Source organism: Marinobacter flavimaris (assembly GCF_045057155.1).
In the GTDB taxonomy this organism is placed as follows: Bacteria; Pseudomonadota; Gammaproteobacteria; order Pseudomonadales; family Oleiphilaceae; genus Marinobacter; species Marinobacter manganoxydans.
In genome coordinates this window covers 4,168,623-4,190,643 of the sequence record NZ_CP171359.1, presented here as the reverse complement: position 1 = coordinate 4,190,643, position 22,021 = coordinate 4,168,623, and the positions used below count along the sequence as shown (strand labels likewise).

Sequence of the window (22,021 nt, the reverse complement as noted above, 5' to 3'; positions counted from 1 at the left end):
TTCAGGCGATCCGCGAGAACAGATCATCTGACTGGTCGCGGTCATCACGGGCCACCTGATCGGCATCATCCCAACCGGCTTCCCAGGCCGCAATAACGACGTCACCACGATAGGGGCAGCGGGATTTGTCCATGCCCATGTTGGCCGCCATATAGCCCTGTCGGTAAGCCTTGTTCAGGGCTTCCACGTCCCAGCCGAGTTTGATATCCCTTGCCATCGCAATCCCCTCCCGATCCTGATGTTACAAAAATTAACAGCCGGACCGGAGGGAGACAAATCTTTGTTCAGTTTCTGTGCGTCAGGTCCGCAGACTCCTGCGACGCCTCCCGAACCCAACGTTCAAGAGCGCAGGTACTGTTCCAGAAACTCGCTGAACGACAGGGTATCGGCGCTTTCCATGTCGGCCTGCTCGGTCAGGGATTCTGACGTCATAGCCTCAAACGCGCGGCGCACATCATCACCAAGACCTTCCTGCCTAAGGCTCTGCTGATGCTGCCGCGCCATTTCCATACCCCACTCCCGGTGACCCAGGCCAGAGGAACGCATGGCATCGAGAACCCGGGCAGACGGCACGGTCCATTCACCGGTCAACACTTCGCGCTGGGCGGCAAGGGCGTTGCGGTAGGTGTCATCACCCCGCCAACTATCGAGCAGTTCCGCAAGGGGCTCCAGCTGCGACAGAATGTCGTTCGCAGCGTCGGATACCGGGGTACGATGCCCACCACGGCAAAGCGCCAACTCTCGATAACGCCCATTGGCGACCACATCCTTGTAGTTGTCATCCAGGCGTTCACATTCGGCATCGCCAATTCGGGGAGAGTCTGCTAGCAGGCAGTCCAGCAGGAACAGATCCAGAAAATCGATCTGGGCCTCGTTCACACCAACCGGCGAGAAGGGATCAAGGTCCAAACATCGCACCTCAATGTACTCCACACCCCGGGCTTCGAGGGCCTGGATGGGCTTTTCCTCACGCTGCGTCGTGCGTTTGGGGCGCACCGCGCTGTAATACTCGTTCTCGATCTGCAGTACGCTGGTGTTGATCTGGATGAACTTGTCGCCCCGGCGGGTGCCGATCGACTCATACGCCGGCCAGGTGGTGTGAATGGCCCGATCCAGAGTCTGGGTGTAGGTGCTCAGCTCGTTGAAACAGATATTCAGGGATGCCTGTGCGTTGTTGTGGTACCCAAGATCGCCCATCCGTAACGAGGTTGCGTACTCACCGAACCAGGTGCGTTCATCAAATCGCGAGAGATCATGGTTCACGCCGGCTACAAAGCTGGCATCCAGGGCGGGCGAAGCACCGAACAACAACATCAGCAGCCAGCTGCGGCGGCGGAAATTGCGAATCAGCCAGAAATACTGGTCCGACTTGAAGTCTTTCAGGCTTTGCTCGTTGCCCAGCAATTCCTGCCACTTGTGCCAGAAACTGTCGGGCAGGGACAGATTGTAGTGGGCGCCCGCGATGCTCTGCATCATACGGCCGTAGCGCACGGCCAGTCCCTGCCGGTAAACATGCTTGAGTTGGCCAATATTGGAGCTGCCATACTCGGCGATGGGGATACTCGGGTCACCATCCAGCTCACAGGGCATGCTTGTCGCCCAGAACACTTCGTCACCCAGGTTCTGCTGCACAAACGTGTGGATATCCCGCAGCGATTTCAGCATGCCTGCCGTGCTGTCGAACACCGGCGTGATCAGCTCCAGCAAGGCCTCTGAATAGTCGGTGGTAATCCTCGGATGGGTAAGCGCCGACCCCAGGGCTTCGGGGTGCGGAGTCTGGGCGATGAAGCCGTTGCGATCCACCCGCAGCCCTTCTTTTTCGACACCCTTGAGGAAACCATCCCAGTCGCTGGCAGCGAACTGACGAAATACGGAATGGCGGGATTCAGCCATGGTCGACTCCTGCTGCGGCCGGCTTGCTCTTGTGCATAACCGGCCGGTGAAAAGATTGTAAACCCGTCAGCTGTCCTTGCGCGCCGAGGCAAGTGCCTGGGCCAGCGCACCAGCCATGGCGCCCTGTGGGGATTTCTGACCGGAACCGCCATTACCGGCATTCCGGTTTCCGCCCTTGCGGCTGGCTCCGGAGCGGTTGGCAGCCATTGGCTTGCCTTCGTTTTTCTCGCCAGGCTGATCGTCCATACGCATGGTCAGGGCAATTCGCTTGCGCGGGATATCCACGTCCATCACCTTAACCTTGACGATATCCCCGGCCTTGACCACTTCTCGGGGATCCTTGACGAAGGTGTGGGACAGCGCGGAAATGTGCACCAGGCCATCCTGATGCACACCAATATCCACAAACGCGCCAAAGTTGGTCACGTTGGTCACCGACCCTTCCAGCACCATGCCGGGTTTGAGATCGCTCAGGGTTTCGACCCCTTCCTCAAAACTTGCGAACCTGAATTCCGGTCGCGGATCCCGCCCCGGTTTCTCCAGTTCCGAGATGATGTCCTTGATAGTCGGCAAACCGAACTGTTCTGTTACGTAATCCTGGGGATTCAGACCACGCAGGAACGAGGAATCGCCGATGATATCGCCCACTTCGCGATTATTTTTCCGGGCGATGGCCTCGACCACGCCATAGGCTTCCGGGTGCACGGAGGACCGGTCCAGGGGGTTCTCGCCGCCGGCAATACGCAGAAAACCCGCCGCCTGCTCGAACGTGCGGTCCCCGAGACGGGTGACCTTGAGCAGCTGTTTCCGGTTGCGGAACATGCCGTTCTGGTTGCGGAACTCAATGATGTTCTGGGCGATGGTCTGGTTCAGGCCCGAGACCCTTGCCAGCAGTGGCGCTGACGCGGTATTCAGATCCACACCCACGCCGTTTACGCAGTCTTCCACTACGGCATCGAGGCTTCGTGACAGCTGCACCTGGGAAACGTCGTGCTGGTACTGCCCCACCCCGATGGATTTCGGCTCGATTTTCACCAGTTCGGCCAGCGGATCCTGCAACCGGCGGGCAATGGACACCGCGCCGCGAATGGTGACATCCAGATCGGGCAGTTCTTTTGAGGCGAACTCGGAGGCTGAATAGACCGAAGCACCGGACTCACTGACCACGATCCGGGCCAGCTTCAATTCGGGGTAACGCTTGCTGAGGTCGCCGACCAGCTTCTCCGTTTCCCGGGAAGCGGTGCCATTGCCAATGGCCACCAGTTCAATCTTGTACTCCCGACACCAGGCCGCCAGCTGCTCGATGGAACGGTCCCATTGGTTCTGCGGCGCATGGGGGAAGATGGCACCGTGGCCGGCCACCTGGCCAGTGCCATCGATAACAGCCACTTTCACCCCGGTGCGTAGCCCTGGATCCAGGCCCAGGGTCGGACGTGGACCGGCCGGCGCAAGCAGCAGAAGATCCTTGAGGTTGGCGGCGAACACGTTGATGGCTTCGGTTTCTGCCGCTTCGCGGACCTGTGCCATGAGATCGGTTTCAATCTGGGTGGAGAGTTTCACCCGCCAGGTCCAGCGAACCACCTCCGAGAGCCATTTGTCGGCAGCACGACCATTGTCCCGGATATTCCAGCGAGCGGCGATGCGCTGCTCGGCCGGGTGGGGCGCACGGCGGTCATCCTCGGCATCACCAACAACAATCGTGTAACCAAGAACGCCCTCGTTCCTGCCCCGAAGGATGGCCAGGGCACGGTGGGACGGAACTTTCTTAAGCGGCTCAACGTGGTCGAAATAATCACGGAACTTGGCCCCCTCGTTTTCCTTGCCTTCCACCACGGTGACGTTCAGCTGGCCTTCCTGCCAGATAAAGTCCCGCAGGCTGCCCAGCAGCTCGGCATCCTCGGCAAACCGCTCCATCAGAATGTAGCGGGCGCCATCCAGGGCAGCCTTGGTATCTTCCACGCCGGCTTCTTTGTTCAGGTAGCCCTGGGCAGTGGTTTCAGGATCGAGAGTCGGATCATCATAGAGGGCGTCAGCCAGCGGCTCCAGACCCGCCTCGCGGGCAATCTGGGCCTTGGTCCGGCGCTTGGGCTTGTAGGGCAGGTAAAGATCTTCCAGACGGTTCTTGGTGTCGGCGTCCTGGATGGTGGCCTTGAGCTCGTCGGTCAGCTTGCCCTGCTCCTCAATGCTCTTGAGGATAGTGGCACGACGGTCTTCCAGTTCCCGCAAATAGCGCAGACGTTCTTCCAGGTTCCTCAGCTGGCTGTCATCCAGTGAGCCTGTGATCTCTTTCCGGTAGCGGGCGATAAACGGAACGGTCGCGCCTTCGTCGAGCAGTTCGACGGTGGCATTAACCTGTTGCTCGCGGACACCGAGTTCCTCGGCGATACGCCTGGAGATACTGTTCATGCAACCTCTGTCTGATGCTTTGCCAATAAACCAGTAAAGGTACAGCGGCTTACTGCTGCAGGCAAGCGGCCTGTCCCCGCTTGTTCAGGAATTGCACAAGATCCGCCCAGGGCATGGGCCGGGCGTAGTAATAGCCCTGGATTTCATCGCAATGCTGCTGGCGCAGAAACTCCAGTTGCCCTTCGGTTTCCACGCCTTCGGCGACGACGCTGATCTGCAGGCTGTGGGCCAGGCTGATAATGGCCCGGATAATGTGTTCGGCGTCTGCGGAATTACCCAACTCCTGCACAAACGACTTGTCGATCTTCACCAGCGAGATGGGCAGATGCTGGAGATTGCTCAACGATGAAAAGCCGGTGCCGAAATCGTCCAGGGCAAAACTGATACCCAGCTGGTTCAATTCCCGCAGGCAGCGCTGGGCGTACTCCGGGTCGTGCATCATGGCACTCTCGGTCAGCTCCAGCTCCAGCAGACTGGTATCCACGTTGGCGTTAAAGATGATGCGGAAAATGGTTTCGGTCATCTTGCGATCGTGAAACTGCCTGAACGACAGGTTGACCGCGAACACCAGCCCGGGGAAACCGAGCTCGGCGGACTCCTGCAGGCGTTTGCAGGCCTGCTCGATGACCCAGTAACCAATGGGCACGATCAACCCGCTGCGCTCGGCAACCGGAATGAATTCGTCCGGCCCCACCAGCCCGCGCTCCGGGTGATTCCAGCGCAACAGGCATTCGACACCCCGTACTTCTTCCGTGGCCAGATCAATCCGGGGCTGATAGTAAAGCTCCAGTTCCTTGCCTCGAAGGGCGTTGCGGAGGTCTGCCTCCAGACGAAGCTGGTAACCGGCGGAAATGTGCAGCTGGCGGTCGTAAAAACGGTAGCTGGTGCCCGGATCCCGTTTTGCTTCGAACATGGCGCGGTTGGCCCGGCGCAACAGATTCTCGGCGCTGTCTCCGGCTTCCGGGTAGGTTGCGACACCAAGGCTGGCACTGACCACGACCGTCTGGCCATCAATCGTAACCGGCTCATCAAGGGCGTTGACCACCTTGCGGATAATCTGGGTGATATCGAGGGAGTCCTCGACCTTTTCAACAATAATGGCCAGTTCGTCACCCCCGATACGCATCAGCGAATCGACGCGACGAAGAGAATGACGAAGACGCTCTGCCAGCTTCATCATCAACTGGTCGCTTTTCTGGTAACCGAAAGATTCATTAATGCTGCGGAAGTCATCGATATTGAGGTGCAACAAGGCCAGCCGATGGCCTGCACGCTCAGCCCGCAGCAAGGCCTGCTGGAGACGATCGAAGAAAAGGTCCCGGTTGATAAAACCGGTGGCGACTTCGCGGCCCAGCTGACCATGGGCGGACTCGGACAACTGGTCCCGATACCAGAGGCATTTCACGGCCCGACGGAACGTCCAGTGGTCCAGGGTTTGACGACAAAGGTAATCGGCAGCTCCGGCAGCCAGCAACTCTGGCGCGCGCTCCATCGGCGGCTCGGCACTGAGGGCCAGAACCGGTTTTTCATTGCTGGCGACCGCCAGATATTGCAGGAAAGACGCCTCTGAGCCACCATGGAACACGCAGTCCCAGACGATGACATCAAAACTGGCGTTACGGATCAGATCATCACAATCCACCAGATCCGGGCACCAGGTCGCGTCCGCACTGATGTCGACGTCACCCGCCAGAAGAGCATTCAGCCAGAGAAAATCAGCGTAGTCTGGTGTAAGAACCAAAAGGCGCAACTGTCCGGGCCTCATGGTTTCCAGTGGCAGTGTCATCAAGCAGGATCCATTTATGCGTGAACAACCGAGTCCGTTCTGTTAATCATAGTCTATAGATCCCCAAGGTACAGTAACTCTGTCTGGTGTAGAATAAGCCCACGTCCGTTATCCCCATTTCGTTCCATTCTGGCCATTTATTTGTGAACAAGCTCAACCCGAGACAAAGCGAAGCAGTCCGCTATGCCGATGGCCCGATGCTGGTGCTTGCCGGGGCAGGCAGTGGCAAGACCAGCGTGATTACCCGCAAGATTGCCTACCTGATCGAGCAACTTGGAATACCGGGGCGTCATATTGCCGCAGTCACCTTCACCAACAAGGCTGCCCGTGAAATGAAAGAGCGGGTTGGCAGGATCGTTGACCGGAAGCTGACCCGGGGCCTGATTGTATCTACTTTTCACAATCTTGGCCTCAACATGATCCGTGAGGAGCACACGCATCTTGGCTACCACCCCGGCTTCTCGATCTTTGATGCCGAGGATGCCAAGGCCCTGTTACAGGATCTGATGCTCCGGGAAGCCAGCGCCGAGGCCGGGGACGAACTCAACGACATCCAGATGACCATCTCCTCCTGGAAAAACGCCATGCGGGGGCCCGCCGAGGCCCTGAGCAAGGCTGCCGATGAGCGTGAACAGCGTATTGCCATTATCTACAAGAAATACAACGAGTACCTGAAAGCCTACAACGCGGTCGATTTTGATGATCTGATCCTGCTGCCCGTGATGCTGTTCCGCTCGAATCCGGACGTGCTCGCGAAATGGCGGCGGAAGATTCGCTACATGCTGGTGGATGAATACCAGGACACCAACGTGTGCCAGTATGAACTAGTCAAGCAGCTGGTGGCCGAGCGGGCCGCGTTTACCGTGGTTGGAGACGACGACCAGTCCATCTATGCCTGGCGCGGTGCCCGGCCCGAAAACCTGGCCCAGCTAAAGGAAGACTTCCCTAGCCTGAAAATCGTCAAGCTTGAACAGAATTACCGGTCCACTGCCCGGATCCTGCGCAGTGCCAACACAGTAATTGCCAATAATCCCCACGTGTTCGAGAAGGCGTTGTGGAGTGATCACACCATCGGCGAGGAAATCCGGATTGTCCGATGCCGCAACGAAGACGCGGAAACCGACCGCGTTGCCACCGAGATCCTCGACCAGAAACTAAAAAAAGGGCTCGATTTCCGGGACTTTGCCGTGCTGTATCGGGGTAACCACCAGGCACGACTGCTGGAAATGAAACTGCAGGCCTACCAGATCCCCTACCGCATCTCCGGCGGCCAGTCGTTTTTCTCGAAGAACGAGATCAAGGACGCCATGTCCTACCTGCGGCTGTTGATCAATCCGGACGACGACGCCGCGTTTCTGCGGGTGGTCAATGTGCCACGCCGGGAGATCGGTCCGCGCACGCTGGAGCAGCTCAGTCACTACGCCCGGTCCCGCAACGTCAGCCTGTTCAAGGCCCTGGGTGACATGGGCGCAGAGACCCACGTGACCGAGAAGGGGCTGGATCGCCTGCGGCGTTTTGCCCACTGGGTGGATGCCACCTGCGAGCGGTTGCACAGCGAGAACCCGATACCCGTGATCAAACAGCTGTTCACGGACATCGAATACGAGGAGTGGCTGCACCAGCACTCCGGCACCCCCAAACAGGCCGAGCGGCGGATGGAGAACATCTGGTACCTGGTGGAGTCCATCCAGCGCATGCTCGACGATGGCAAGGGCACGGCCGATGAGCTCGGCATCGAGGATGCCATCACCAAACTGATCCTTCGGGACATGATGGAACAGCGGGAAGAGGACGATGACAGCGACAAGGTTCAGCTGCTCACCCTGCACGCTTCCAAGGGCCTGGAGTTTCCCCATGTGTTCATCATGGGGCTTGAAGAGGAAATCCTGCCCCACCGAAGCAGCATCGAGGAAGGCAACATCGAGGAGGAGCGGCGGCTGATGTATGTGGGCATTACCCGCGCCCGGGAAACACTGACGCTGACCTATGCGGCTAGCCGCAAACAGTACGGGGAAAAGCTGGAAACCATCCCGAGCCGTTTTCTTGATGAACTGCCCGAAGAAGATCTCAAGTGGGAGGGCACTGGCGACCTGGATGTGGAAGCCAATCAGAAAAAGGGAAAAGCGACTCTGAGCGCCCTTCTGGGCGACCTCGGCCTTTAAAATTCACTTTTTTTCACAATTACTGCAACTTTTGACGCCCCTGATCCGTTTCTGCAAGCGGGAGACCAGATCCCACTTCGACAACAACAAGATCAGGAGGGCTTCATGTCCACACATCGCAATCGATTGTGTCAGCTTACCGGTTCGTTTCTGCTCATTGCGGCGGAGTCCACGACCGCCAGCGCGGGTCTGCTGGGCGGACTCCTCGGAACCTCTAACGAGGATTCATCGAGCCAGACGGCTCTAGCAGAGGATTACTCCGAGAAGGGACGTTTTAGCGAACCTTTTGCGGAACCAACCATCATCGTCGACGGTGAAGCTGTTGAAACCGATGAGAAATGCATCACCCGGGCCGATGGCATGGATGAGTGCAAACCGGCCGCAGGTACCATGGCCCTGCTGAAAGACGGTCGCCTACTCTACCTGAATGCGCTCGAGGGTACCGAAAACGTCGAGCTGTCAATCGTCGCCGAATTCGGCGAAGTCTCGGTCAACGATCAGACCCGTGTATTGTCGCTTGATGAAAGCGACAACCCGTCCTGGCTCAAACCGTCCCCATTGGATGCCGGTGCCAATCCGGACGGCAATGACAGCGAGACCCTCCTCAACGGCACCGAACTCGACGGCTTGATTGATACTGCAGATAACACCAGTAAAAACGACGGTGCGCTGTTCTGCTCGGATGTTATTGGCCTCGCAAACGGCGATGTGATGGCTGTCGGTGGCACCGACTACTACTCGGAGCCCGGCATAGACGGCCTGCCACTCGGCGTTGCAGAGCTGGAAGGCATCAAGAATTCGCGGATATTCGATGAGGCGACCAACACCTGGCGCCAGAGCGGTGATATGACCTACGGCCGCTGGTACCCGTCGCTGGTCACTCTGGGCAATGGCGACGTCTTTGTGGCGAGCGGCGTCACCAAGCTTTTGAAGCCCGTCTATCCGGACGAGCCTCTGAATAGCGGACGCAACGTCGTCCAAACGGAAACCTACAACCCTTGCGCAGGCGTGTGGACGGAGAATCCTTCGACCGCAGACAGGTCACTGCCGCTTTACCCGCGAATGCATCTCCTGCCCAACGGTCACGTGCTCTATAACGCGGGCGGCCAGGCGTTCAATCCATTTGGCCAGGGGTATGACCAGGCCTTGTGGAACATTGTCGCCAGCTACAATCCCGCAACCCAGCGCTGGAACGACATCGGCTATGCCGGACTGCCCCTGAGACTGGATGAAGTCGGGCTGGACCAGCTCAGCAGCACACTGAATATCACCAATCTTTCCCTGGACCAGATCGGCTCATTGCTGGGCGATGTGCTGGAAGCTCCGTCTGATCTGCTGGAGAGCGGCGCAGAGCTGGGCGTTTCAGAGGACGACCTTCGAATGGCCATTGCCGGTGGCATGCGCGGCTCCACGTCCTCAACCATGTTACCTCTCAAGCCAAACGCCAACGGTGAGTACACGGACGTCGAGCTTCTGACTGCCGGTGGTGTTCCCAGTTACGCTCTACTGACCAATCCCGGCGGCTACCTGCCCACGGATCAGAGCCGGATCGACCGCATAACCACGAATGGCGATGACATCGGCTACGAATCAAGACTCACTGGCTCGCTCAACCAGCCACGCTGGTATGGCACCAATGTTCTCATGCCTGACGGCAGCGTCATGGTATTCAGTGGCGGCAACCGCGATGGTGTCGTAGCACCCGGCCTTGAGGGCCCAATTCGCACGGCCGAGCGCTTTGATCCGGAAACGGGCACGTGGACTGAAATGGCAACGGGCCACAGGGCACGGACTTACCACAATACAGCGGTACTTATGGAAGACGGTCGTGTGATGATTGCCGGGCATTCGCCGATCAATACCGCCTACCTGACCTTCGTCGATCTTCAGGACTTCGGTTTGGCGCCGTATGACGGACGGGATCCCAGCTTTGAAATCTACACACCACCCTATGCCATGCGTGACGACCGCCCGGAAATCCAGAGCGCGCCGCGCAACCTGAGCATTGGTGATCGCTTCAATATAAAGGTTGACCAGGCCGACCAGATCGACAAGGCGCTGCTGATTCGCCGGACGGTCATGACCCATGTGATTGATGGCGACCAGCGCGCCATTGAACTGGTCATGGAAAGAGGCAACGGCAACAAGCTGACCCTGAAAATGCCAGACAACCACAACGTGGTCCCCGCCGGCGAGTACATGCTGTTCGTGAGCAAACAGACGACTGAAGGAAGGGTGCCATCAATATCGGCTCCCATCACCGTGGTCAACGAGAACCTCGAATGCATGGCGCCAACCCAGATGGCGGGCGACACCACGACCGCCGACGGAATTATCGAATCAACACTTGAGATTCTGTAACCAGGCAACGGGAGTACATTATGAAAAACGGACGGATCAGTACTGGCGGCTTGCCACTGGTTTTGTTCGGCCTGATGCCCCTGCTGGCTTCCTCGCCAGCGGGGGCGCATGGGGCACCCGACGCAGAGGGCGCTCCCTCTGAGATCGTGCAGGCCCGCATTACCGAGCAGCCGAACATTCAGGGATTGAACGCGATGATTCTGGATGCCCCACGCCCGGGCATCCTGTTGAGCTACCGGGGCGACACCCCTCTGACAGTATTGGGAACCCAAGACGAGGCATTTCTCAGGTTTACTGGCAAGACCGTCATGGTCAATACCGAAAGCCCGAGCTGGCGGTCTCTGCCAAACGCCCCCACTCTCTCGGGAACGCCCGTTGAGGAGAGTGACAGATGGGCAGTGCTGTCGCAAAGTGCCAGTTTTGGCTGGCTAGACCCACGCCTGGCAGCGATGGAGAGCATGCATCACCAGGAACCAGAACATCAGAGCTGGTCGATCAGCCTGCAAACCGCCTCCGGCGAAACAGCGATTATAGTCGGCGAGCTGAGGCGTAAACCGCTCCCCTGACCGCCTAAACCGGAAGGCCGAAAGGCCATAAGAAAAAGCCCCCGAATATCGGGGGCTTTTCTTTTACTCAAAATAGCCTTACTGACTTTCTGCCACCAGGTGCTCGACAGCCGCCTGAATTTCTTCATCCGGACAGCTTGCACAACCGCCCTTTGCAGGCATGGCATTGAAGCCATTGATCGCGTGACTGACCAGAGTGTCCAGCCCTTTATCGATGCGAGGAGCCCAGGCATCGGCATCACCAATCACAGGTGCACCAGCAGCACCGGTGGTGTGACACGCCATGCAAACCGCGTCATACACTTCGCTACCTGAACGAGGACCAGAGCTGGCGGTCTCGGTCGGAGCAGCAGCACTGCCACATTCGTCACCCTGCAGACACACTTCGCCAACCGGCTGGATACGTGCACGGATTTCATCTTCGACGCTTGCCATTACGGCGCTAGCTGTCAGGCCTGCAACGACCAACACAGCAGCCAGGACTCTCTTCATCTTCACAATGCACCTCGCATTTGAGCGTTATAATCTTCGGTCGCCGCATTATAGCGACTGAAACCCGGCAAAAAAACCAAACAGCAAAATCATAAATTGATTTCAACCATTTTAATTGCGATTTCGTAAGTCAGAGGGTGTTTCGCGAACAATCCGGTTACCATGGTGTTCGCCGACGTTTCATCATTCAGGACCTGTTTCCATGACCAATTCGGAACCGACTTCACCCCACCCGTTGCGCAAACCGCTGCTGATTGCCGAATTTACGGCGCTTGCCGTTTTGCTGGCTTCCATGGGGTGGTTTTCCAGCCAGACCAGCGACGGTCAGACCATCAGCGCCGGCTGGCTGCTGATTCCAGCCTTCGCCAGCCTCGGGGTCTTCATCAGCTTTATCGGCCTCATGTACCTGCGCTGGGTAGCCTCGGCGGAAAGTGGCAACCGGTTCAAGCACAAGGTTATTTTCTCACTTCTGGCCGTCACCCTGATCGGCGTCTGGATCTATGGCATTGCCAACACCTGGTTCAGTCTGACCGCCAGCTAGGAGAGCACCTGATGACATCCCCACACCTGTTGGCGCCGCCCACGGCCATCATTACCTTCTCGTTGATGCTGTCGGTGCCTGTAAACGTGTCGGCACAGACTGAGGAAGCGCCCTCCATTGATTCACCCGAACAGTGCGCCCTGATTGACGATGGCATCAAGCGACTGGCCTGTTTTGACAGCCTCTACAAACCCACTGAGAGCCAGGCCCAGGCATCGGAAAGCGCCAAGGAACAGGCCGAGAAGAGCGCGGAGCAACTGGCGCCCAATGGTAAAGATCTCGATGCCGTTGCCGGCAGTGCCTTGGAAGGCGATTCCGACGCAGGCGTTATGTCTGCCTTGGTGGACCGCTATGTGGCCGCCGAGAAAGCCGTGTTTTCCTTTTCCGGCAGCTTTGTGGGGCACCGGCCCACCTACATCCTGCCGGTGAGCTGGGTGAAAGACCCGAACGAATCGCCATCCAGTCCCCGGCTAGGGTCCATCGGTTATGACTACGACCTGGAACGGGAAGAAGCCAAGTACCAGATCAGTTTCAAGGTCCCACTGCTGACGGGAATTCTGGATGACCGCACAACACTCTGGTTTGGCTATACCCAGACCTCGTTCTGGCAGGTGTACAACCAGGACGACTCCGCGCCTTTCCGGGAAACCAACTACGAGCCGGAGATATTCGCCCGATACCAGACCGACTGGGATATCGGACCGGGCCGACTGAATGGCGTGACCCTCGGATTCAATCACCAGTCCAACGGGCAGTCTGAACCGAAGTCCCGGAGCTGGAATCGCATCATGGGCTCAGCCGCGTACAGTTATGATCGCTGGCTCTTTATGGTCCAGCCCTGGTATCGGATTCCGGAGAACAATGACGATGATAATGCGGACATCCAGCGCTACCTGGGGTATGCCAATTACCATGCGGTATACAAGCTGACCGAGGATCGGACGTTTTCGTTGCGGCTGATGAATAACCTGCGGTCGGATGATAACAAGACGTCGGTGGAGTTCGGGTACAGTTTCCCAATGGGGGATACGGTTAAGGGGTTCTTCCAGTACTACAACGGGTATGGGGAGAGTCTGATCGACTATAACCACCGGATTCAGCGGTTCGGTATCGGGATTATGCTGAACGACTGGCTCTGACTTCAGGTGCAAGACCGACTGGGACGCTTGTCCTCCTGAAACACGCTCCTAACGGCACATCCCTGTGACGCTTGGGCTCCGCCATCCCTGGCTCCGCACAGTTTCATGAGGACAAGCGTCCCACTCGGCCCCAAAAAAAGGAGTTACCTCTCCTCGTTCAATCTCTGCATTTCTGCCAGCAATTCTTCCGTCTTCTCTTCCATCAACGGAATATCCGCCCGCGATTCTACGTTCAACCGTACAACCGGCTCGGTGTTGGACATTCGTAGGTTGAAGCGCCAGTCGTCGAATTCGATGCTTACGCCGTCCACGTGGCTGACGCTTTTGGCGCCAACGCTGTATTTGGCTTCAATCGCAGCGATGACCTTGGGGGGATCATCGATGGTGCGGTTGATTTCGCCGCTGGCGGGGTAGGCTTCGATTCGGGCATCGATGAGCGACGACAGGGTCTGGCCGGACTGGCAGAGGCGTTCGGCAACCAGCAGCCAGGGGATCATGCCGCTGTCGCAATAGGCGAAGTCGCGGAAGTAGTGGTGGGCGCTCATTTCGCCACCATACACGGCATCTTCGTCACGCATTCTCTGTTTGATGAAGGCGTGGCCGGTCTTGCTCTCGATGGCTTCGCCACCGGCGGCTTTCACCAGATCAAGGGTGTTCCAGGTCAGACGGGGGTCATGGATGACCTTGCCGCCGCCGGTTTTGCGCAGGAACTGGTCGGCGAGCAAACCAACAATGTAGTACCCCTCTATGAAACGGCCGTTTTCGTCGAAGAAGAAGCAGCGGTCGTAGTCGCCATCCCAGGCGATGCCCATGGCAGCGCCTTCCGCGATAACGGCGTCGGCCGTCGCCGCCCGGTTTTCCGGGAGGATCGGGTTCGGTACGCCGTTGGGAAAATGGCCGTCTGGCTGGTGGTGCACTTTCACGAATTCAAAGGGCAGGTGCTGTTCGAGTTCATCGATCACCAGGCCGGCGCCGCCGTTACCGGCGTTGCAGACAATGGTCAGCGGGCTGAGCGAACCGGCATCGATATACCCCAGGAGATGGTCCACGTAGGCGCTCATCACCTCAAGTGGTTCGTAGCGACCCTGCTGAGGTGCATCACCGAATGGCTCCAGCACCCGGTCGCGGATCTCGTTCAGACCGTTATCGGAGCTGATAGGCCGGGATTCAGGGCCGACCATTTTCATGCCGTTGTGATCTTTGGGATTGTGGCTGGCAGTCACCATAATGCCGCCGTCCATCTTGTAATGGCTGGTGGCAAAATACACCTGCTCGGTGCCGCACAGGCCGATATCAAACACATCCGCGCCGGCGGCCATGAGGCCGGAGCTGAGTGCCTCGGCAATGTCGGGACTGGACAGCCGGATGTCGTAGCCCACGATGACTTTTTTCGCGCCAGTGATTTCCACGTAAGCGCGTCCGATTTTTTCAGCAAGGACCGGATTCAGTTGATCCGGCACCCGGCCTCGCAGGTCGTAGGCTTTAAAACAGGACAAGTCCATTGTCTGAAATTACTCCGCGGCGGATGACTGAAGCTGGATGTAGTTCTGGATGCCCATCTGGGAAATCATTTCCAGCTGGGTTTCCAGCCAGTCGATGTGCTCTTCTTCACTATCGAGAATGCTGCGGAACAGTTCACGGCTGGTGAAATCCTGCACTTCCTCGCAGTAGAGGATCGCTTCTTTCAGGTCGGTGTGGGCAATTTCTTCCAGTTTGAGATCGCAGGAGATCATTTCCTCGACGTTTTCGCCGATCAGCAATTTGTTCAGATCCTGGAGATTGGGCAGCCCTTCGAGGAACAGGATCCGCTCGATAAGCTGGTCTGCATGCTTCATCTCGTCGATGGATTCTTCGTATTCCTTGGCGGCCAGCTTGGTAATACCCCAATCCTTGTACATGCGGGAATGGAGAAAGTACTGGTTAATAGCGGTCAGCTCGTTGCCGAGGACCTTGTTCAAGTGCTGGATGACCTTTTTATCGCCTTTCATACTCGGGCTCCCTGATGGCCGAATGAATCAGTGTCTTAGGATAGCCCCTTATGGCGCAGGATAAAAACAGAACCGGACAATCGTGCCGGTCAGGCAGGCTGGGCGAGCATATTGGCCATGGCCAGGTAGTCGGGCGTGCGGCTCTCGCGCAGGATTTCGCGGGCGGTGCAGGCGCAGCGTCCACACTGGGTGCCGACACCCAGCTCTTTGCCAAGCTGGCGCATGGATGACACGCCGTTATCGGCAGCTTCGCGAATTTCCCGGTCGGTTACGCCGTGGCAAAGACATACGTACATAGCAGTGACTCACCAATGACAATAAAAGTTAGTGATAATTATTGTCATTGGCATCTCGAAATGCAAGCCTTCTGGCTTAAATTTGTGCAACTTTTGTGTTGCGAGACTCACAACCCCCGGGTCAGATTCCGCGAACCTGCGTCGGTAACCACCACGTTGTCCTCGATACGGATTCCGCCGCAGCCTCTCAGCCGCCCAATCAGCTCCCGGTTTAAATATCGCCCCAGCTCGCCTTCCAGCAGTGGATCCAGCAGCGACGGAATGAAATAGAGACCCGGCTCGATGGTTACCACCATACCGGGTTCAAGCCGGCGGGTGAGACGGAGAAATGGCGCATCTTCCGGAGGCGGCGTGGGCTTTCCAGCTACGTCGTGAACCTGGACGCCCAGGAAGTGACCGATGCCATGGGGGAAGAACACACGGGTGATGCCCTTTTCGACGATGTCCTCGTCATCCAGGCCGATAACCAGACCAGTCGCCGACAGCAGGGCGGCAAGCCCCTGATGCGCCTTGCGATGAATGTCGATGTAGTCCACCCCGGGCGCGACCATGTCGCAGAGCCTGACCTGAAGCCGGTCGAGACCGTGGATCAGCGCCGCGAAGTGGGACTCTCCCGGGCCTGCCGTGGTGCGGGTTATATCGGAGCAGTAGCTCCGAAAACGGACCCCGGCATCGATCAGCAGGCTGCGGGTCTGCCCTGGCGGCTGCGTATCGTAATACTGGTAGTGCAACGTCCCGGCGTGCTCGTTCAGCCCGATAATGCTGTGATAAGGCGCTTCGGCTTCCCGCTGACCGGTTGCCTGCTGGTAGGCCAGATTGATGCCAAACTCGCTCTCACCGACCAGGAACGCCTCCCGGGCCGCCGCGTGGCCTGCCAGAGCCAGTCTGTTCGCCTGCGCGAGACACTCGATTTCGTAGGGCGTTTTGCACACGCGGGTCTCGTCCAGATCCCTCAACAGAGCCTCCGGGTTTTTCTCACCCGGAATATTCCATATCAGGGCAGGATCCCCGATCACCGCAAGGCTTTCCGGATCATCCAGCAACGGGGCCTCGGGTGAGGCACTGCTGCGAACCTCGATGAATTGCTGCCAGGGCTCTTCCGCCAGTGGCGAATTGGCGTGCCAGAAGTCGACCGGTTCGAACAGCCAGAGCACGGGCTTGTGCCCGGCCCGGATCCAGAGCCAGCAGTGTTCGCGACCGGCCAGCCCGGTCCAGTGCAGAAACGGACCATAACCCTGGAAATGCCAGGCCTGGTCATCTCCATAACGGTAAGGCGCGGCGCCGGAAGCAATCAGCAGGCTGTCGTAGCCATGCTCTGCCAGGGCCGATTCGTATCGGGCCTGCAGTTCTTTCAGGTGATCGGTCTGCAGCGACAACAGCGCATTATCAGGCATGGCCATCTTCCAGTGTTTTCCAGAGCGTTAAAAGATCGTCCGACCGGGTGTCACGGAGACGGATCAGGCGAATTTCCAGGGGGACATCCCAGCCTTCGTCACCGGCTCGCACCAGACTGCCGAACTGTTCGCTTTTTTCCATCATGCGCCGGGGCAACCAGCCCATGTCGAAACCCTGCTTCACCAGCGCCTTGATGCTGGCGGACTGGGTGTTCTCGTTCAGGGGTAACAGATTGGCCGTCAACCTGTTGCGGGCAAGATGGCCCTCAATCGCCGATTGCAGGAAACCACGACTGTGATAAGCGATCAGCGGTACCGGCTGCTCCGGGCTGCCCGGCAAGGCAAACCGCGGATGCCCCTGATCATCAGCAACACTGACCGGAACCAGGGATTCGCGAGCCAGCACCAGCCAGTCGTAGCTATCGGCAGTCAGCCTCCCGCCCCAGGGCAGATCTGGATGCCAATAGCACAGCACCAGATCACACTCACCACTATCCAGCGCCTCCAGAAACTGTTCCCCCACCCAGCTGGTGGCATTCAGATTGAGCTGCAAACGCTCGGCAATGCCCGCGTCTTTCGCCCAGCCCTGGTAAAAGTGCGAAAACAGACCCTGCGTGGAACCCACACTGATCCTGGCAGACACCTCGGCTTCAAGGGCGCTGATTCGATCGCGGGTATCCCGCACATCCCGGGTGATCCGCTCGCACAGCTCCCTGAATATCTCGCCAGCGGGCGTCAGCGAGAGCGGCAGCGTCTGGCGGTTGACCAGCGTGCTGCCCATGGCTTCTTCCAATAATTTGATCCGGCGGCTGAACGTAGGCTGGCTCACGTGCTGCAACTCGGCAGCACGTGAGAAATGGCGCGTTCGGGCCAGCGCCAGAAAATCTTCCAACCAGCGTACTTCCATGGAGTCCCCTGAGGGTATGTCGTTGTATCGATGCGAGTTCTGCTGCTGGCATCATAGCCTATCGCAGCGGCGCCGTTACAACCGGCCCTCTTCCACCGCGTGGCACGCAACCTGGGTTCCGCCATCCGTGGTGATCAGCTGGGGCACTTCCTGCCGGCATCGCTCGTTGGCATAAGGGCACCGCCCATGAAACACGCAGCCCGACGGCAGGTTCACCGGCGTGGGCACCTCTCCTTTCAGGCGGATGTGGTTGGGGCGATCGTCCTCCAGTTTCGGAATAGCCGACAACAGCGCCTGGGTGTAGGGATGTCGGGGCGCGGAAAACAGCGTTTTTGTATCCGCCAGCTCACAAATCCGCCCAAGGTACATGACGGCAACACGGGTGCCGAAATGCTCAACCACCGCCAGATCGTGGGTAATAAACAGGTAGGTCAAGCCCCTGCTTTCCTGGGCGTCCATCAGAAGGTTCAGCACCTGGGCCTGGATCGAGACGTCCAGGGCCGAGATCGGCTCGTCGGCCACGATGAACTCCGGATCAACTGCCAGGGCCCGGGCAATGGCGATCCGCTGGCGCTGGCCACCGGAGAATTCGTGGCCGAAGCGGTTGCCCCAGTCCTGATCAATGCCCACCGAATGCATCACCTCATGGATCTTGTCCCGCACCTGCACCGGGGACCAGTCCGGATGATGGAACCGGATCGGCTCCTCCAGGGTCTGCTGGATGGTCATGCGCGGGTTCAGGGACGCATAGGGATTCTGGAAGATCATCTGCATCTTGCGCCGGTACGGCAGTGAATCCTTGCGCTCCAGATTGTCGATGCGCTGGCCGTCGTAGTGAATCTCGCCGGCGCTGGGCGAGAGCAACCCCATCACGGTTCGGGCCACGGTCGACTTGCCACAGCCGGATTCGCCCACCACGCACAGGGCCTCGCCCTTCTGCACTTCCAGGTCCACGCCGTTGATGGCGTGGACAGCCTCCTGTTTGCGGCGGAAGCGTCCACCCTCAAAGGTGATCTGCTCCAGCAGGCTGCCGGACAGGTCAAAGCGTTTCTCGAGACCGCTGATACTTACCAGAGGGGAGGTCATGATTCGGCCTCCTGCATGCGTTTCTCCTGTTCAATCAGGTTGGCAACTTCGTAACAGGCCACATTCACATTGCCCGAGCGCACATACTCCGGCATGGCCTGCTTGCACTGCTCGGTGGCGAAGTTGCAGCGGGGATGGAACGGACAGCCGGAGGGCACGTTCTTCAACGATGGCATGGAGCCGGGAATCTGGAACAGCCGCTCGCCGGGCTCGCCCATCTGGGGCAGCGCGTTGATCAGCCCCTGGGTGTAGGGGTGCTGGGCATCGTTGATAATTTCCCGGGTCGGCCCCTGCTCGATAATCCGGCCGGAGTACATGACCAGCATTCGCTGGGTCACCTGGGAAACCACGCCCAGATCGTGGGTAATCAGCATCAACGCCACGTTCTCCTGTTCGCACAGGTTCAGTAGCAGATCCATGATTTCCGCCTGAATGGTGACATCCAGAGCCGTCGTGGGCTCATCCGCGATGATGATTTCCGGATCCAGCAGCAGGGCGATGGCAATGATCACCCGCTGGCGCATGCCCCCGGACAGCTCATGGGGGTATTGATCGAGACGCTTCTCCGGAGAAGGAATCTGCACCTTCTGCAGCCGGTCCAGAGCAATGGCACGGGCTTCTTTTTTACTGATTTTCCGATGGGCAAGGAGAGCCTCCACCATCTGGGTTCCGATGGTGAGGACCGGGTTCAGGGTCATCATCGGATCCTGGAAGATCATGGCGATACGGTTACCACGGATTCGGCGCAGCTCCCGCTCGCTCATGGCGGCGAGGTCCCTGCCCTCGAACAGGATCTGTCCGCCGGCGATGTAGCCCGGCTTGGCAATCAGGTTCAGGATGGAAAAGGCAGCCACCGACTTGCCGGCACCGGACTCCCCCACCAGGCCCAGGCGCTCGCCCTTGTCCAGGCTGAAGCTGATGCCGCGCAGCGCTGTCAGGTCGCCACCACGCACGGCAAAACGTACATCAAGATCTTTTACTTCCAACAGTGCCATGGTGTTACCCCTTGTACAGCCGTGGGTTCATCACATCCCGCAACCAGTCACCCAACAGGTTGATGACCAGCACGAGCACCACCAGCACCAGGCCCGGGATCAGGGTGATCCACCAGGAACCGCTCTGGATGTAGTCAAAGCCGGATTTGATCAGCGAGCCCAGCGACGGCTGGGTCTCCGGCATGCCAAGCCCCAGGAACGACAGCGCCGCCTCGGAGATAATGGCGTTGGCGATCTGGACCGTGGCGATAACGAAGATGGGCGACAGCGTATTGGGCAGGATGTGCCGGAACATGATCCGACGGGTCCCGAAACCCATCACCTTGGCCGCATCCACGTACTCCTTCTTCTTTTCCGCCAGCACCGAAGCACGAACGGTCCGGGCAATCTGGGGCCACTCGGCAACACCGATGATGAAGATCAGCATGTAAATGGCGATCTCACCGAACATCAGGTTACCGAAGCTGGCCTTGAACACTGCGCCCACGATGATGGCAACCATCAGAGTGGAGAAGGACAGCTGCACATCGGCAATGCGCATCAGCACCGCATCGACCTTGCCACCCAGGTAGCCGGCGAGGAGACCGAACAGAATGCCCAGAAACGCCTGCAGGACCACCGCCCCGAAACCGATCATCAGGGACACCCGGGTACCGTAAAGAATCGTGGACAGCAGATCCCGGCCCTGGGCGTCGGTGCCCAGAGGAAATGCCGGATCGGCTCCGCTCATGCCCACCGGGGGCAGCTCAGAATTCATAATGTTGATCTGCGCCAGATCGTAGGGATCGGCGGGCGCCAGCAGGGGCGCGAACACCGCCGCCAGCACCATCAGCAGCAGCACGGCAAAGCTGACAATCGCCACCTTGTCGCGCTTGAAGCTGTACCAGAAGAAGGACTCGCGGAAGCGGTACCAGCGGGAAACCGTTGCCGTTGTCATGCTTTCTTTCCTGTCAGTTTGACGGTGGGATTCACCAGACCGTAGATCAGATCCACCAGGGTATTGGTAACCACGAAAATCAGGCCCACCACCATCAGGTAAGCCACGATCAGCGGAATGTCACTGCGGGTAATGGCCTCCAGGAACATCAGGCCCACGCCCGGCCACTGGAACACGGTTTCCGTAAGGATGGTGTACGCCACCATAATGCCGATCTGCACGCCACCCACGGTGATCACCGGAAGCATGGTGTTCTTGAGTGCGTGCAGGAAGTTGATGCGGCCGGCGCTCAGGCCCTTGGCCCGGGCGTAACGCACATAGTCGCTCTGCAGCACTTCCATCATCTCGGCCCGGATCAGCCGGATAAACAGCGGCAGCATGATCGAGGCCAGCGACACCGACGGTAGGATCAGGTGCATCAGACCGGTACCGGTGAAGAAGCCCGATTCCCAGGTGCCGAACAGGTGAGTCAGCTCATCACCACGCCCGTAAGAGGGCAGGCCGCCCTCAGTGGAAAAGAAGTCGTTCAGCCACTGCCCCCTCCCGGTATCGGACGGAAACCAGTTCACCGTCACACCAATGGAGAACAGCTGAATCAGCACAATGGCCGTCAGGAACACCGGGATGGAAATACCCACGGTACTGACGCCCATAAAGAATTTGGATAACCATGCCTGGGGCCGGATAGCGGCATAGACACCAATCGGCACGGAAAGAAACACAATAATCAGACTGGCACCGATGACCAGCTCCAGCGTCGCCGGCAGGTGCTCGGCGATCACTTCCAGGGTCGGCTTGCTGTAGAAATAGGAGTTGCCCAGGTCGCCCTGGAGCGCATTGCCTGCAAACCGCAGGTACTGCACCACCATCGGGTCGTTCAGGCCAAGCTCCTCTCGAATGGCTTCCCTCTCCTCTTCGGAGACGGACATCCCCACCATTTCCTGAAGCGGGTCCCCGAGGCCATCCTGAATGGCAAAGGCAATCACGCTGATCACAAACATGACCAGAAACGCCTGGGAAATCCGCTGAACCAAAAACGCTAACATGGAAAGCTTCCGGATAAGGCTTGCAA

The 22,021-nt window shown here is 58.5% G+C and carries 19 protein-coding genes; 5 read left to right on the top strand and 14 right to left on the bottom strand.

Annotation, left to right across the window (positions count from 1 at the left end):
- Position 1 precedes the first annotated feature (1 nt).
- From rmf to ACGK9W_RS19520, 4 genes are all read right to left on the bottom strand, one after another.
- Positions 2–217 carry a ribosome modulation factor gene (rmf, locus tag ACGK9W_RS19535; RefSeq protein ID WP_008169923.1) on the bottom strand — a complete coding sequence of 72 codons (216 nt, stop codon included), beginning with the start codon at positions 215–217 and terminating at the stop codon, positions 2–4.
- A 122-nt stretch (positions 218–339) separates the two neighbouring features.
- Positions 340–1,893, bottom strand: a complete 1,554-nt coding sequence (gene gshA, locus ACGK9W_RS19530; protein WP_008169925.1) for a glutamate--cysteine ligase — start codon at positions 1,891–1,893, stop codon at positions 340–342.
- A gap of 66 nt (positions 1,894–1,959) precedes the next feature.
- A complete protein-coding gene (locus ACGK9W_RS19525) occupies positions 1,960–4,299 on the bottom strand; it encodes a Tex family protein (protein WP_053114130.1) in 2,340 nt (779 codons plus the stop codon).
- A 49-nt stretch (positions 4,300–4,348) separates the two neighbouring features.
- Complete coding sequence (locus ACGK9W_RS19520; RefSeq protein WP_014575830.1) at positions 4,349–6,085, bottom strand: bifunctional diguanylate cyclase/phosphodiesterase; 1,737 nt, start codon at positions 6,083–6,085, stop codon at positions 4,349–4,351.
- 143 nt (positions 6,086–6,228) lie between these two features.
- On the opposite strand from ACGK9W_RS19520, the gene rep reads away from it, so the two are divergent.
- The 3 genes from rep to ACGK9W_RS19505 all read left to right on the top strand — a co-directional run bounded on the left by rep (position 6,229) and on the right by ACGK9W_RS19505 (position 11,174).
- Positions 6,229–8,247 (top strand): DNA helicase Rep, encoded by a 2,019-nt coding sequence (gene rep / locus ACGK9W_RS19515; RefSeq protein WP_053114127.1) that lies wholly within the window; start codon positions 6,229–6,231, stop codon positions 8,245–8,247.
- Positions 8,248–8,352: 105 nt separating this feature from the next.
- Positions 8,353–10,608, top strand: a complete 2,256-nt coding sequence (locus tag ACGK9W_RS19510) for a galactose oxidase-like domain-containing protein (RefSeq protein ID WP_405418268.1) — start codon at positions 8,353–8,355, stop codon at positions 10,606–10,608.
- A gap of 20 nt (positions 10,609–10,628) precedes the next feature.
- The gene (locus ACGK9W_RS19505; RefSeq protein WP_104271556.1) at positions 10,629–11,174 is read left to right on the top strand and encodes a hypothetical protein; all 546 of its coding nucleotides are present in this window, start codon (positions 10,629–10,631) and stop codon (positions 11,172–11,174) included.
- Positions 11,175–11,252: 78 nt separating this feature from the next.
- Here ACGK9W_RS19505 and ACGK9W_RS19500 read toward each other — a convergent pair whose 3' ends face one another.
- Positions 11,253–11,666 (bottom strand): cytochrome c5 family protein, encoded by a 414-nt coding sequence (locus tag ACGK9W_RS19500; protein WP_053114121.1) that lies wholly within the window; start codon positions 11,664–11,666, stop codon positions 11,253–11,255.
- A gap of 202 nt (positions 11,667–11,868) precedes the next feature.
- Between ACGK9W_RS19500 and ACGK9W_RS19495 the strand changes: the two genes are divergently transcribed.
- Complete coding sequence (locus ACGK9W_RS19495) at positions 11,869–12,207, top strand: hypothetical protein (RefSeq protein WP_014575826.1); 339 nt, start codon at positions 11,869–11,871, stop codon at positions 12,205–12,207.
- Between the two features lie 11 nt (positions 12,208–12,218).
- Complete coding sequence (locus ACGK9W_RS19490; RefSeq protein WP_104271558.1) at positions 12,219–13,346, top strand: phospholipase A; 1,128 nt, start codon at positions 12,219–12,221, stop codon at positions 13,344–13,346.
- Positions 13,347–13,489: 143 nt separating this feature from the next.
- Here ACGK9W_RS19490 and ACGK9W_RS19485 read toward each other — a convergent pair whose 3' ends face one another.
- The 9 genes from ACGK9W_RS19485 to ACGK9W_RS19445 all read right to left on the bottom strand — a co-directional run bounded on the left by ACGK9W_RS19485 (position 13,490) and on the right by ACGK9W_RS19445 (position 21,995).
- Positions 13,490–14,848, bottom strand: coding sequence for a phosphomannomutase (locus ACGK9W_RS19485; protein WP_092033518.1), 1,359 nt, complete (start codon positions 14,846–14,848; stop codon positions 13,490–13,492).
- Positions 14,849–14,857: 9 nt separating this feature from the next.
- A complete protein-coding gene (gene bfr, locus ACGK9W_RS19480) occupies positions 14,858–15,334 on the bottom strand; it encodes a bacterioferritin (RefSeq protein WP_014575823.1) in 477 nt (158 codons plus the stop codon).
- Positions 15,335–15,423: 89 nt separating this feature from the next.
- Complete coding sequence (locus ACGK9W_RS19475) at positions 15,424–15,630, bottom strand: bacterioferritin-associated ferredoxin (RefSeq protein WP_012139146.1); 207 nt, start codon at positions 15,628–15,630, stop codon at positions 15,424–15,426.
- A 107-nt stretch (positions 15,631–15,737) separates the two neighbouring features.
- A complete protein-coding gene (gene pepQ, locus ACGK9W_RS19470) occupies positions 15,738–17,024 on the bottom strand; it encodes a Xaa-Pro dipeptidase (protein WP_092033550.1) in 1,287 nt (428 codons plus the stop codon).
- Complete coding sequence (locus tag ACGK9W_RS19465) at positions 17,017–17,931, bottom strand: LysR family transcriptional regulator (protein ID WP_405418260.1); 915 nt, start codon at positions 17,929–17,931, stop codon at positions 17,017–17,019. Before ACGK9W_RS19465 ends, pepQ begins: the two co-directional genes overlap by 8 nt.
- A 75-nt stretch (positions 17,932–18,006) precedes the next feature.
- Positions 18,007–19,017 (bottom strand): ABC transporter ATP-binding protein, encoded by a 1,011-nt coding sequence (locus ACGK9W_RS19460; protein WP_053114114.1) that lies wholly within the window; start codon positions 19,015–19,017, stop codon positions 18,007–18,009.
- Positions 19,014–20,012 carry an ABC transporter ATP-binding protein gene (locus ACGK9W_RS19455; RefSeq protein WP_104271564.1) on the bottom strand — a complete coding sequence of 333 codons (999 nt, stop codon included), beginning with the start codon at positions 20,010–20,012 and terminating at the stop codon, positions 19,014–19,016. The genes ACGK9W_RS19460 and ACGK9W_RS19455 overlap by 4 nt, the downstream gene beginning before the upstream one ends.
- A 4-nt stretch (positions 20,013–20,016) precedes the next feature.
- Positions 20,017–20,949, bottom strand: a complete 933-nt coding sequence (locus ACGK9W_RS19450) for an ABC transporter permease (protein ID WP_053114109.1) — start codon at positions 20,947–20,949, stop codon at positions 20,017–20,019.
- Positions 20,946–21,995, bottom strand: coding sequence for an ABC transporter permease (locus ACGK9W_RS19445; protein WP_405418256.1), 1,050 nt, complete (start codon positions 21,993–21,995; stop codon positions 20,946–20,948). Before ACGK9W_RS19445 ends, ACGK9W_RS19450 begins: the two co-directional genes overlap by 4 nt.
- Positions 21,996–22,021: the final 26 nt, after the last annotated feature.